Origin of the sequence: Rhizobium sp. WW_1 (genome assembly GCF_003610155.1) — a bacterium.
Classification (GTDB): Bacteria; Pseudomonadota; Alphaproteobacteria; order Rhizobiales; family Rhizobiaceae; genus Rhizobium; species Rhizobium tropici_A.
The window spans coordinates 316,986-328,946 of sequence record NZ_RAIN01000003.1; the positions used below are offsets into that span (position 1 = coordinate 316,986).

An 11,961-nucleotide genomic window follows, 5' to 3' on the forward strand; every position below is an offset into this window, starting at 1 on the left:
GGGATTTGATGGCCGATTTCGATCCGGTTCGCAGCTTTCGCAAGCTCGCCTATAACAATGCCCTGGCGAATGTCCGGCTGTATCGGGCCTGCGCGGCGCTGAAGTCCGGCGAATTCGAGGCGAAGCGGGTGAGCTTCTTTCCGTCGATCAAGGCGACCCTCAATCACATCCTGACGGTGGACTGGTTCTATGTCGATGCGCTCGAAGGCGGCACGCTGGGCCTGAAAGCCTTCGAGGTCGATGAGCCGTATGACCGGCTGGATGTATTGAGCCGGGAGCAGGCGGATGTCGATCGACGGCTGGTCGCCTTCTGCGAGGAGTTGGCGCCCCAGACCGCCATGAGGGTCGTCGATATCCAGCGCAGCGGCCGTATACAGCGGGAGAGGGCGGACGACGTGCTGAACCATCTGTTTCAGCATCAGACGCATCATCGCGGGCAGGTGCATGCCATGCTCGCCGGAACCAGTGTTGCACCGCCGCAGCTCGACGAGTTCATCGTTGCCGATGATGCGCGCTTCAGGGGCGAGGAGTTGCGTGCGCTCGGTTGGGATGAAACGAAGCTGATGCGCTGATGCCGGATTGCTGCGGCATTGTCCTCGCCAGGGTTTCGATAGTCCGCTGCAGACGTTCCTTTCCGCCGCCTTGCCATCCGAGCGCGCGGATCTTCGACGTATTCATGGCGCTGACGGTACTGTGTGGCGCGGGTGCGGGCAGCGTGTTGGGACAGCTTGTTGCGCTCTGAAGATGCTTCAGGATCTCGTGCGTATCGGTCAGTATGTCCGATAGATTGAAGGCTTCGCCGTCGATGCGGCCGGCTTCCGTTTCCAGCAGAAGACGAACCGCGTGGCCGAGGTCACGGCCGTGAACTTCGGTTCCCGCACGGGACGCAACCGCCTTGCCGTTCAGATAGTCTTCGAACAGCCCGTCCCATTTATTGGGCCGCAGGTCGCCGTAGACGCCCGTCGCCCTCAGGCTCGCAGTTGCGAAGCCGGGTGCCGACAGGGAAAAGAGGGCATGCTCCGCGTCGCGCTTCACTTCGCCGTAGAGCGTATTCGGTTTCGGCTTCATGGCCTCCGTCAGGTGTTCTCCGGCAATCCCTTCGCCATAGACGGCGCGGGAGGAAAGAAAGATGCAGCGGCGAATGCCGGCCTTTCTGGCCGTCTCGAACAACTTGACCGTGCCGTCGAGATTAAGCCGGCGAAAGCCTTCCGGGTCGTTGCCTTCGCCGCCGCGATATTTGCCGGGGATGTGGCTGAAGGCTGCATGCACGAAGAAATAGGCGTCGTCGAAAGCGCAGCTCTGGTTTTTCGCTGGATCGAGGCTCAGAGGCACGAAGGAAACGGGTTGCGAGAAGAAGCCGCCCGGCGGCGGACTGCGTCCGCCGATCGCAACCTTGTATCCGGCAGATAGCAGCGTGTCGGCGATGTATCGGCCGACGAGACCTGTTCCGCCTGATATCAGCACTTTCATGCCGCCGCTCTCGGATTCGCGAGCGTGGCGATATCGGGCATGTTCCGGCCGGTGTGGAAACTCTGCCAAAGCTCGATCAGCGGCCTCAACTGTTCGGCCTTGGGATGGTTTTCCTCCCAGGGCTTCTCATACTGATAATGCACGATCGACACGCTGTCCCAGTTCCAGAGCTCGGGCATGCTGAACCAGACATATTGCAGCATGTTCATGAACACAGGCAGCCCGTGCCAGTCCGGGAAGAATGCCTCGAGGAAAGTCTGATCCGTGCGTCGCCAGAAAACATCGGGGCGATCAAGGTGCTCCAGCATGTGCTGAAAGGTCGCAAGCGATGGCTTGGCGACGAAGACGCCGGAATTTAGCCGATGGAAATCGGCAAGGCTTTCATAGACGTTCGGCGCGGCGGAGAATTCCGGATAGTCGAAGAGCCGGTCGACATTGCGCAGAACCAGCGCATCGGCATCGATGAAGACGCAGGTGTCGTATTCGATCAGCTGCCAGAGCCGCAGCTTGCAGAAGTTGTCGAGCGGCGTATGGAAGGACGGCTTGCGGCCCTTGGTGAAGGGCGCGCTCGCATGGAGATTGCCACGGTCATGCCGCTCATTGAAGGCTTCTGACAGGGGGAGATGCTCGACCTCGATCAATCGGCAGTCGAGCGCCGCCAACGGGGCGAGGTCGTCTTCATCGACGCCTGCCGTATGCAGCACGACGATATCGGCCTTCGTGCCGCTTTGGGCTATCGAACGGGCCAGCGCCAATGCACCCATGGCATAGTCGGCATTCGTGACGAGGGTCACGAATGCCTGTCTGGCGTGAGGGCGGGTTTGCGAACGCAACCCCTGCAGCATTTCGCTTCCGGGCATCATGACACGGACTTCAACCTCTTGCCTTCTGGATCATGGTTGACCGTCGCGGCGAGGTCCTTGGTCCAGGCGGAAACGGCCGGAACGCGCGAGCGATCAACGCGGTAAGCATATTTCTTGGCGACGTCGACGATCTCGCCGAGCAGACCGGTTTCGAGCGTGATCGGCGCCAGTCCGAGGCCGAGGAACTTGTCGTTCTTGACGATCAGCTCGTTCTCGGGAGCTTCCTTGCGCGGATTGGGCAGGCGGACGACTTCCGCGCCGCTCATCTTGGCGATCATATCGGCGAGATCGCGCACGCGATGCGTTTCCGTCATCTGGTTGAAGATCTCGACGCGGGCGCCGCGGGCCGGCGGGTTCTTCAGCGCCAGTTCGATGCAGCGCACGGAATCCTGGATATGGATGAAGGCGCGGGTCTGGCCGCCGGTGCCGTGCACGGTCAGGGGATAGCCGATCGCCGCCTGGATGAGGAAGCGGTTGAGCACCGTGCCATAGTCGCCGTCATAGTCGAAGCGGTTGATCAGCTGAGTGTGCCGCCGCGTCTGTTCCGTATGGGTGCCCCAGACGATGCCCTGATGCAGGTCGGTGATTCTGAGCCCGTCATTCTTGGCATAGAACTGAAAAAGCAGCTGATCGAGGCATTTCGTCATGTGGTAGATCGAGCCGGGATTGGCGGGATAGAGGATCTCCTGGCTCACCGTGCGGCCGTCCGTCGTCTCGATGCCGACGGGCAGATAGCCCTCGGGAATGGCAGCCCCGATGGTCGAATAGCCGTAAACGCCCATGGTGCCGAGATGCACCAGATGCGCGTCGAGATTGAGGTCTACCAGCGCATTCAAAAGATTATGCGTGGCGTTGACGTTGTTGTTGACCGTGTAGTTCTTGTGGCGGTCGCTCTTCATCGAATAGGGGGCGGCGCGCTGCTCGGCGAAATGCACGATGGCATCGGGACGATGCTCGGCTAGCCACTTCTTGAGAAGCTCGTAGTCCTTGGCGAGGTCAATGAGATTGAAGTGGATGCGGCGACCGGTTTCGGCGTGCCAGATGCGGGTGCGTTCCTGGATCGAATCCATCGGCGTTAGCGATTGGACGCCCAGCTCCGTATCGATCCATCGGCGCGAGAGATTGTCGAGGATATGGACCTCATGACCAGCGTCGGAGAGATGTAGCGAGGTGGGCCAACCGATGAATCCGTCTCCGCCCATTACCGCTATTTTCATGAGATGCTTCCTTCTGCGCCAATCCGCGATCCGGCACCATTCCGGATAGTCGGAGTTTATGACAATTGTTCAAAGCTTGCTTGATGGCAGAACTTCGGCCAAAGAGGTGCCGGACATTCAAGGAGATGCGGCAACGATGAACAGCCCCTTTCTGATAGCTGGGGAACTGGAAGCCGGAAGCCACCGGCTGATGCAGCGAGTCTACTATGAGGATACGGATTTTTCCGGCCTCGTCTATCACGCGCGCTACCTGCACTTCCTTGAACGCGGGCGCACGGACTATCTGCGCTGTCTCGGCGTGGAACAGCGCGAACTCCTGAATGCCGACGAGGAGGGGCTGGTTTTCGTCGTTCACCGGATGGAGATCGATTTCAAGGGACCGGCACGCATGGACGACGTGCTGACGATCCGCACCGTCACCGAAAAGGCCGGCGGCGCCAAGATGGTGCTGTCCCAGGAGATACGCCGCGACGATAGTTTGCTGATCGCCGCCAAGGTCATCATTGCCGTGATCAACGCCAAGGGCAGGCCGCGGCGGCTGCCGGAAAAGCTCGCCGCGCAGATGCTCGCCGCATCGGAATCGGCCGGCTAGCAAGGCGTTTCGGGCGCCCGACGGTGGCGTTGACGGGCAAAGATACCATCATTTGCCTGCTGGCGCTTGCAATAACTTGAGTTTTATGTGAAGGAATTCGCCGCGCAAGCTTTGTCTGCGTTTGCCGCCGGTTTCGTCCGGTCAGTTCTTCCCTGGAGCTAGAATAGTCTTCCCTTGCCGTTAAATCCTTCATGGTTCGACGCTAACATTCTTTTAACCATAATAGTGTCTTACTGCTTTCGTCGGAGTTTGTGCGGTGCACGCCTTCCTTTGACCAAATTTGACGGCAAGAAGGCAATTGTAAGCTTGGAAGGCTTGACCAGGGCGTTCAGCGGCGGCTGCCAAACAATTCTTGTGAGATCACTTTTAGCCGCCCGGTCTAGCGCCGGGCGTTTGGATTCGGGGATTTTGGATCAATGGAACAAGTAGCATTGGCAGCGGCCACCACACCGGACATCACCCTCTGGTCGCTTTTCATGCAGGCGGGCCTGGTGGTCAAGCTCGTCATGATCGGCCTGCTGGCAGCGTCCGTATGGACCTGGGCGATCGTCATCGACAAATATCTGAGCTACGCGCGGGCGCGCCGGCAGTTCGATCACTTCGAGCAGGTCTTCTGGTCTGGCCAGTCGCTCGAAGAACTCTATCGCACGCTTTCGGAGCGTAACAACACCGGCCTCAGCGCCATCTTCGTCGCCGCCATGCGCGAGTGGAAGAAGTCCTTCGAGCGCGGCGCCCGTTCGCCCATCGGCCTGCAGATGCGTATCGACCGCGCCATGGACGTGACGCTGGCGCGCGAATCGGAGCACCTGGTCGCCCGTCTCGGCTCGCTTGCGACAATCGGTTCGGCCGGTCCGTTCATCGGTCTCTTCGGTACGGTCGTCGGTATCATGACCTCGTTCCAGGCAATCGCCGGTTCGAAGTCGACGAACCTCGCCGTCGTCGCGCCGGGTATCGCCGAAGCGCTGCTCGCGACCGCGATCGGTCTGGTTGCCGCTATTCCCGCGGTTATCGCCTACAACAAGTTCTCGGCCGATGCCGGCAAGCTCTCGGGTCGCATGGAAGGCTTCGCGGACGAATTCTCCGCCATTCTTTCGCGCCAGATCGATGAGAAGCTGCAGCCGCGTCAGGCTGCACAGTAAGTCGCGGACAGAACCGGAGTATTCACATGGGAATGTCTGTTGGAGGCAATGGTGGCGGCGGTGGCCGCCGTGGCGGTCGTCGTGGCGGAGGCCGTGGCGGCCCGATTTCCGAAATCAACGTGACGCCGCTCGTCGACGTCATGCTCGTGCTGCTCATCATCTTCATGGTGGCGGCGCCGATGATGACCTCGGGTGTGCCGATCGACCTGCCGCAAACGCAGGCGGGGGCATTGAACGCCCAGACGCAGCCCATCACCATCTCGATCAAGGCCGACGGCCAGGTGTTCCTGCAGGAAACGCAGATCGACGTCGCCGAAATCGCCGCCAAGCTGCAGGCGATCGCGACCACGGGCTACAACGAGCGTATTTTCGTGCGTGGCGACGGCAAGGCGCCCTATGGCGTGATCGCCGACGTCATGTCGCGTATCCAGGAAGCCGGCTACAAGAATATCGGCCTGGTTACGCAGCAGATAACGGACCACTGACGAGTCGACATGAAGCGCAGTCTCGCCACTTCTGCTGTCTTTCACATCCTGGTGCTGATCGGTGCCATGGTGACGCTGAGTGCGCCGGCGCCGCTTGAGACGCCGGAAAGCACGGCGATGGATGTCGACATCGTCACGGCGGATCAGCTGCAGCAGGGTGAAAAGAAGGCGCCGGTGACGGATCACGTCTCGCGCAAGCAGACCACCAAGCAGGATCAGGTCGCCGACGCCCAGAACGTCGGCGAGAACAAGGTGGATATCAAGAACCCGGTCATCCCCACGCAGCGGCCGGAAAGTGATACTGCGGTATTGGCGCCGAAGAAAGTTGATGCGCCGGTTCCGCAGGACGATCCTAGGCCGAATGACGTCAAGACGATCGAGCAGAAGGATACTGAAGCCGCACCGAAGGAAGTGGCTGCCATTCCGCAGCAGAAGCCGGACGTGACGCCGACACCGAAGCCGGACGTTACGCCGCCGACACCGAAAGCCGATGCGACGCCAACCCCGCCGCCGACGCAGCAGCCGACCCAGCAGGCTGAAATCCAGGTGCCGAACAATGTTCCCGTGCCCGATGTGAAGCCGACGCCGCCGAAGGCAGCCGAGCAGAAGCCGGAAGTCAAGCCGACGCCGAAGCCGGATGTGAAGGTGGCGGACGCCAAGCCGACGGACAAGACGACGACGCAGAGCACGAGCAAGACCACCTCGGCCGACGACGGCAAGAAAGACGCCGACAAGAAGCGCCAATCTCCCAAAGGCTCCAACAAGGGGCTGGATGATGGCCTTGCCGATCAGATCGCCAACGAGCTGAACAATACGTCGTCGAAGGGCGGCGCGAAGCGGTCGACCCAGCAGGCTTCCGCGGGCGCCGATACACAGGTCAACAACCGCGGTGGCATGAAATCGCTTGGCGGCGGCAAGCTCAGCCAGAGCCAGCAAGACGGCTTGCGCGATCTGATTGCCAAATACTGGAATTTGGTGCCCGGCCTGGAAGGCGCCGACTCTGTCCGTATCAAGGTGCAGTTTCGTCTCGACAAGTCCGGGCAGATCGTCGGTGAGCCACAGGCGACGACGAGCGGTGGACCGGCCTCGACGCAGGCTGCCATGCAGAGCGCCGCGATACGCGCTGTGCAGCGCGCTCAGTCCGATTACCTGAAAATCCTGCCCGCGGACAAATACGATGACTGGCAGGAAGTCGTCGTCAACTTCAGCGCAGCGGATCTGGGGATGTGATGCGGGAAGTGCAGCTTTCGACAAACCACTGTCCTCGCATTGGCCTGAGCTTGCTTGTGGCCTTGGGGGTAATGTTGGCTGGTTCCGTGCCGGGTTGGGCTGCGAATGCCGCCGGCGAGAATGCCCTAAGACGGACTGCCGGTGAAGACATTCGCAAGAGCGTCATCGTGAACTGGCTTCGGCCTGCCGATCAGACTGACTTGAAAGAGGTCCACGTTCAAATCCGATTTGCGCTTGATCGTGCCGGAGAGATCGTTGGCAAGCCGAAAGTGACAATGACTGGCGGTCCTCAAAAGACTCAAAGGGCTGTCGCGGCAAGTGCGATGCGAGCCGTGCTTAGGGCTGCCCCGTTCAAAAATCTGCCGATGGATCAATATGACGTCTGGAAAGAAGTAATCATCAACTTCGAAGCGGGCGATCTCGGGCATTAATGCTGAAAGGCTTGACACATATGATCAGAAAATCCTTCGTTCGTCTCCTGCTGGTGCTGGCAGGCCTGACGGCAGCCCTCGCGAGCCCGGCCTATGCCGTGGTCGAGATCAATATCAACAAGGGCAATGTCCAGCCCATGCCGATCGCCATCACCGACCTTTTGTCGAATGATACGCTCGGCCAGCAGATTTCGGGCGTGATCGCCGCCGACCTGCAGCGCTCCGGATTGTTCGCGCCGATCAACAAGCAGGCCTTCATCGAGAAGATCACCAATCCGGACTCGACCCCGCGCTTCCAGGACTGGACCTCGATCAATGCGCAGGCGCTGGTCACCGGCCGCGTGACGCAGGAAGGTGGCCGCCTTCGCGCCGAATTCCGCTTGTGGGATACGTTCGGCAACAGCCAGATGATCGGCCAGCAATTCTATGCCCAGCCGGATAACTGGCGTCGTGTGGCGCACATCATTGCCGACGCGATCTACCAGAAGATCACCGGCGAAAAGGGTTATTTCGATACCCGTGTCGTGTTCGTCTCCGAAAGCGGCCCGAAGACGGCCCGCAAGACGCAGCTCGGCATCATGGATCAGGACGGCGCCAACGTACGCATGCTGACGGACGGCAGCGACCTCGTGCTGACGCCGCGCTTCTCGCCCAACCGGCAGGAAGTGACCTACATGTCCTTCGCCAACCAGCAGCCGCGCGTCTATCTGCTGCAGCTGCAGACGGGCCAGCGCGAACTGGTGGGCAACTTCCCCGGCATGACCTTTTCGCCGCGCTTCTCGCCGGATGGCCAGCGCGTCATCATGAGCCTGCAGCAGGAAGGCAACGCCAACATCTACACGATGGACCTGCGCTCGCGCACCACGACGCGCCTGACGTCGACGGCCGCGATCGATACCTCGCCGTCCTATTCGCCCGATGGCACGCAGGTCGCCTTCGAAAGCGACCGCGGTGGCCAGCCGCAGATCTATATTATGAATGCCGACGGCTCGAACCAGCGTCGCATCTCGTTCGGCAATGGTTCCTACTCCACGCCGGTCTGGTCGCCGCGCGGCGATTTGATCGCCTTCACCAAACGCGCCGGCGGCAATTTCTCCATCGGCGTCATGAAGCCGGACGGCTCCGGCGAGCGGGTCTTGACCTCCGGCTCTTACGCCGAGGGTCCGACCTGGGCGCCGAACGGCCGCGTCATCATGTTCTTCCGCCAGCCTTCCGCTGCGAGCGGACCGCAAATTTACTCGATCGACCTGACCGGCTATAACGAGCAGAAGATCCCGACGCCGGGCTTCGCTTCGGACCCCGCCTGGTCGCCGCTTCTCGAGTAATGAAGGGCTCGCCACGTTATCGCCGCAAAGTCCTGTGACTGGACCGTTTCCGGACAATTTTAGGACATCATTAACCATACTTGTTGGAATCGGATTAACCGAACCCGGTTACAGTCTGGCAACCCTGATAGAGACTTAAGGAGAGACCGGCCATGAGCCGCATCGCAACCCCGGCCGTTGGCCATATGCAGAACCTCGCCCGCAACCCGATCATGATCGCGCTTTTCGTCGGCCTTTCTCTGGCCGGCTGCGCCTCCAAGAAGGGTCTGCCGAACGATGCCAACGGTCTCGGCCTGAACGGTGCCGGCAATGCGACTCCGGGTTCGCCGCAGGACTTCACGGTCAATGTCGGCGACCGCGTCTTCTTCGTTGTCGATAGTTCCTCCATCAGCTCCGAGGCAGCACAGACGCTTGACCGCCAGGCCCAGTGGCTCGCTCGCTATCCGAACTATTCCATCACGGTCGAAGGTCATGCCGACGAGACCGGCACGCGCGAATATAACCTCGCTCTCGGCGCTCGCCGCGCCGCAGCAGCGAAAAGCTACCTCGCTTCGCGCGGCGTTCCGGCCAACCGCATGAAGACGATTTCCTACGGCAAGGAACGCCCGGTCGCGACCTGCGACAACGAATCCTGCTGGTCTCAGAACCGCCGCGCTGTCACCGTGCTCAACGGCGCCGGCTCCTGATAGTCGAAGAAAGATCGATCGAAATATAAAAGGCGGCCCCCGAGCCGCCTTTACTTTTTTGACCACACTTTGGCCGAACTCCGTTGCTTTTTGAGAGCAATTGTAAAAATCTCCTGTTCGAGCCCACCGGCCCGAAGAATCAATAGGACAGGAAGATCCATATGAGAAAACTTGTCGTGGCGAGCATGCTTTGTCTCGCTGCCGTCATCGGTAGCGAGCGCGATGCTTCTGCCTTGTCATTGTTTGGAATCCATCTCGGAGGCCGCGATGCCTCCGCGCAGTCGGCTTCCGGCAATTCCCAAAGACAAGCACAATACGGCCAGGCACCGGTCATCAATGTCCAGAACAGCGATGCCGAAGTTCGCCTGCAGCAGCTTGAGGACCAGATGCGCCAGCTAAACGGCCGCGTCGAGGAAATGAGCTACCAGCTTTTGCAGATGCAGGAACAGATCCGCAAGACGCAGGAAGACAACGAATTCCGCTTCCAGCAGCTCGAAAAGCGCGGCGGCGGTACGGCTGCTCCGGCTGCGGGCGGCACGATGAAGAAGAGCGAGGCCGATGTGCCCGCGCAGAGCGGCAGCGGCGGCCAGCAGGATGATATCGCCGGCGTCATCAGCGATTCGCAGAATGGCAGCGCTCCTTCGCCGCGTGGCGCCGGAGCGGGCAAGCCGCCGAGCGAGCTGGGTTCGATCCAGTTCGACCAGAGCGGCGATCAGGTTGGCTCCTCGATGACGGGGGCCAACAACGGTTCGGGCGCGCCGCCGAGCACGGGTTCGGGCTCGCAGACGGCCTCGCTCGGTAACGAGAACGATCAATACAAGGCGGCCTACGGCCACGTCCTGTCCGGCGACTACAGTGTCGCCGAACAGGAGTTCCGCCAGTATCTCGACAGCTATCCGAGCAGCTCGCGGGCTGCGGACGCGAATTTCTGGCTCGGCGAAGCGCTCTATTCGCAGGGCAAGTACAACGAAGCCGCCAAGACCTTCCTGAATGCGCATCAGAAGTACAGCACGTCCGAGAAGGCACCCGAGATGCTGCTGAAGCTCGGCATGTCGCTTGCCGCTCTCGATAACAAGGATACGGCTTGCGCCACGCTGCGCGAGGTCACCAAGCGCTACCCCAAGGCCTCCAAGGCCGTGACCGGCAAGGTCGCGAGCGAAGAGAAGCGGCTTGCCTGCTGATTGCCATGTCCACTGACGCTGTGACAGACAGTGCCACAGCCCTTATGCCTGATGCCGCAGCAAGCGAATTTCTGCACTCCCTAGAAAAGCCAGCTCATGTTCTCGTCGCCATTTCGGGCGGCAGCGACTCCACCGGGCTCCTGATTGCCCTTGCCGAGCGGCTGAAATCCCATCCTCACGAAAATATTACCCTGACCGCTGCGACCATCGACCATGGATTGCGCGCGGCATCCGCCGATGAAGCTCGCGAGGTCGCCGCACTCTGCGCTTTGCACGGCATTTCCCATTTCGTCCGTCGCTGGGAGGGTCAAAAGCCCGAGACCGGAATCATGGCTGCCGCACGGGAAGCGCGCTACACGCTGCTTGCGGACTTGGCCTCCAGCATCGCGGCCGATGTGATCGTAACCGCCCATACGCTCGACGATCAGCGCGAGACGATGGTCATGCGCGGCAAGCGCCGGCTTGATGATGGCGCCGGCACCGGTATTGCCGACGCGGTCCTGTTCGATCGACGCATCTGGGTCGTCAGGCCGTTTCTCGCCTGCCGGCGGGCGGATATCAGGGCATATCTCAAGACGCGTGGCGTATCCTGGCTCGACGATCCGAGCAATGAAGATAGGAAATACGAGCGCGTGCGCACGCGCATGGACCTCGCGAGGGAGCCCGCGGCGGAAACACCGGTAGACGGCGGCGCCGATCGCGCGGCGCTTTCCGGCAGGGCGGCTGCATGGCTGGACGAGCATGTCGCAATCCATGCGAATGCGCTCTGCGTCATCGGCCGGTCTGGCCTTTCTGCGGATGAGGCAGTCGTTGCCTATGCTTTGTCCTATCTTGCCGCCGTCTTCGGGGGGAGGAACTACGGGCTGGCGCGGGCGCAGCTGGACCATGTTCTCGCTTTTGTGAACGGCGCAAGCCACGGTCGTCGTACGGCCGGCGGCGTGGTTTTCGATCTGCGTCGCGATGCGCTTTATCTGATGCGGGAGAGCCGCAACATCGCTGACGTTTCGGTCTTGCCGGGCGAAAAGGGCAACTGGGATGGCCGCTTCGAAATTGAGAACTCAGGGTCTGCCCCGGTTCGTGTCAGTGCCTGGGGAGCGGCAAATGCGACGATTTTGCCGGCGAATCTACCGGGAGGCGTGACGCAGCGCGCCGGGGCGGCGATGCCGTCGATCGCGGTGGAGGGAGGGGAGGAGGCTGCAATCGTCGTGCTTCGGCCCCATCTTGCGCCCTTCGACCGCTTTTTGACACGATTCGACCTCACATTTGCCGATCGTCTGTCTGTCGCTTTTGGGCGTGAAGCCTATAGGCGTCTGCCGCTTTCGGCCCTATAGACGGAAAAAAC

General features: G+C 61.0%; 13 protein-coding genes. 10 read left to right on the forward strand and 3 right to left on the reverse strand.

Annotation, left to right across the window (positions count from 1 at the left end; genetic code table 11):
* The first annotated feature begins 8 nt into the window (after positions 1–8).
* The gene (locus BJ928_RS11740; protein WP_047629116.1) at positions 9–572 is read left to right on the forward strand and encodes a DinB family protein; all 564 of its coding nucleotides are present in this window, start codon (positions 9–11) and stop codon (positions 570–572) included.
* Here BJ928_RS11740 and BJ928_RS11745 read toward each other — a convergent pair.
* The 3 genes from BJ928_RS11745 to BJ928_RS11755 are packed head-to-tail and all read right to left on the reverse strand — an operon-like array spanning position 517 to position 3,550.
* Complete coding sequence (locus tag BJ928_RS11745) at positions 517–1,470, reverse strand: NAD(P)-dependent oxidoreductase (protein ID WP_047629117.1); 954 nt, start codon at positions 1,468–1,470, stop codon at positions 517–519. The two genes, BJ928_RS11740 and BJ928_RS11745, sit on opposite strands and share 56 nt — an antisense overlap.
* On the reverse strand, positions 1,467–2,330 hold the full coding sequence (locus BJ928_RS11750) for a glycosyltransferase (RefSeq protein WP_245432293.1): 864 nt from the start codon (positions 2,328–2,330) through the stop codon (positions 1,467–1,469). The genes BJ928_RS11745 and BJ928_RS11750 overlap by 4 nt, the downstream gene beginning before the upstream one ends.
* The gene (locus BJ928_RS11755; protein WP_047629118.1) at positions 2,330–3,550 is read right to left on the reverse strand and encodes an NAD-dependent epimerase/dehydratase family protein; all 1,221 of its coding nucleotides are present in this window, start codon (positions 3,548–3,550) and stop codon (positions 2,330–2,332) included. The genes BJ928_RS11750 and BJ928_RS11755 overlap by 1 nt, the downstream gene beginning before the upstream one ends.
* Before the next feature lie 136 nt (positions 3,551–3,686).
* On the opposite strand from BJ928_RS11755, the gene ybgC reads away from it, so the two are divergent.
* The 9 genes from ybgC (at position 3,687) to tilS (ending at position 11,950) form a co-directional block, all read left to right on the forward strand.
* Positions 3,687–4,142, forward strand: a complete 456-nt coding sequence (ybgC, locus tag BJ928_RS11760) for a tol-pal system-associated acyl-CoA thioesterase (RefSeq protein WP_047629528.1) — start codon at positions 3,687–3,689, stop codon at positions 4,140–4,142.
* Between the two features lie 416 nt (positions 4,143–4,558).
* Positions 4,559–5,281: a protein TolQ gene (gene tolQ, locus BJ928_RS11765; protein WP_047629119.1), complete on the forward strand. Its 723-nt coding sequence runs from the start codon at positions 4,559–4,561 to the stop codon at positions 5,279–5,281.
* 26 nt (positions 5,282–5,307) lie between these two features.
* Positions 5,308–5,766 (forward strand): protein TolR, encoded by a 459-nt coding sequence (gene tolR / locus BJ928_RS11770; protein ID WP_047629120.1) that lies wholly within the window; start codon positions 5,308–5,310, stop codon positions 5,764–5,766.
* Between the two features lie 9 nt (positions 5,767–5,775).
* Entirely contained in the window at positions 5,776–6,996 is a 1,221-nt protein-coding gene (locus tag BJ928_RS11775; RefSeq protein WP_047629121.1) for a hypothetical protein, read from the forward strand.
* Positions 6,996–7,427, forward strand: coding sequence for a hypothetical protein (locus tag BJ928_RS11780; RefSeq protein ID WP_047629122.1), 432 nt, complete (start codon positions 6,996–6,998; stop codon positions 7,425–7,427). Before BJ928_RS11775 ends, BJ928_RS11780 begins: the two co-directional genes overlap by 1 nt.
* A 20-nt stretch (positions 7,428–7,447) precedes the next feature.
* The gene (gene tolB / locus BJ928_RS11785) at positions 7,448–8,752 is read left to right on the forward strand and encodes a Tol-Pal system beta propeller repeat protein TolB (protein ID WP_047629530.1); all 1,305 of its coding nucleotides are present in this window, start codon (positions 7,448–7,450) and stop codon (positions 8,750–8,752) included.
* A 152-nt stretch (positions 8,753–8,904) separates the two neighbouring features.
* Positions 8,905–9,438 carry a peptidoglycan-associated lipoprotein Pal gene (gene pal / locus BJ928_RS11790; RefSeq protein ID WP_047629123.1) on the forward strand — a complete coding sequence of 178 codons (534 nt, stop codon included), beginning with the start codon at positions 8,905–8,907 and terminating at the stop codon, positions 9,436–9,438.
* Positions 9,439–9,599: 161 nt separating this feature from the next.
* Complete coding sequence (gene ybgF, locus BJ928_RS11795) at positions 9,600–10,619, forward strand: tol-pal system protein YbgF (RefSeq protein ID WP_047629124.1); 1,020 nt, start codon at positions 9,600–9,602, stop codon at positions 10,617–10,619.
* Between the two features lie 5 nt (positions 10,620–10,624).
* Positions 10,625–11,950: a tRNA lysidine(34) synthetase TilS gene (gene tilS, locus BJ928_RS11800; protein WP_047629125.1), complete on the forward strand. Its 1,326-nt coding sequence runs from the start codon at positions 10,625–10,627 to the stop codon at positions 11,948–11,950.
* Positions 11,951–11,961 lie beyond the last annotated feature (11 nt).

Coding starts and splice junctions, on each gene's coding strand:
- BJ928_RS11755 (WP_047629118.1), bottom strand. CDS start 3,550: ATGAAAATAGCGGTAATGGGCGGAGACGGATTCATCGGTTGGCCCACC.
- tolR (WP_047629120.1), top strand. CDS start 5,308: ATGGGAATGTCTGTTGGAGGCAATGGTGGCGGCGGTGGCCGCCGTGGC.
- BJ928_RS11750 (WP_245432293.1), bottom strand. CDS start 2,330: ATGCCCGGAAGCGAAATGCTGCAGGGGTTGCGTTCGCAAACCCGCCCT.
- tilS (WP_047629125.1), top strand. CDS start 10,625: ATGTCCACTGACGCTGTGACAGACAGTGCCACAGCCCTTATGCCTGAT.
- BJ928_RS11775 (WP_047629121.1), top strand. CDS start 5,776: ATGAAGCGCAGTCTCGCCACTTCTGCTGTCTTTCACATCCTGGTGCTG.
- BJ928_RS11780 (WP_047629122.1), top strand. CDS start 6,996: ATGCGGGAAGTGCAGCTTTCGACAAACCACTGTCCTCGCATTGGCCTG.
- BJ928_RS11745 (WP_047629117.1), bottom strand. CDS start 1,470: ATGAAAGTGCTGATATCAGGCGGAACAGGTCTCGTCGGCCGATACATC.
- tolB (WP_047629530.1), top strand. CDS start 7,448: ATGATCAGAAAATCCTTCGTTCGTCTCCTGCTGGTGCTGGCAGGCCTG.
- BJ928_RS11740 (WP_047629116.1), top strand. CDS start 9: ATGGCCGATTTCGATCCGGTTCGCAGCTTTCGCAAGCTCGCCTATAAC.
- ybgF (WP_047629124.1), top strand. CDS start 9,600: ATGAGAAAACTTGTCGTGGCGAGCATGCTTTGTCTCGCTGCCGTCATC.
- pal (WP_047629123.1), top strand. CDS start 8,905: ATGAGCCGCATCGCAACCCCGGCCGTTGGCCATATGCAGAACCTCGCC.
- ybgC (WP_047629528.1), top strand. CDS start 3,687: ATGAACAGCCCCTTTCTGATAGCTGGGGAACTGGAAGCCGGAAGCCAC.
- tolQ (WP_047629119.1), top strand. CDS start 4,559: ATGGAACAAGTAGCATTGGCAGCGGCCACCACACCGGACATCACCCTC.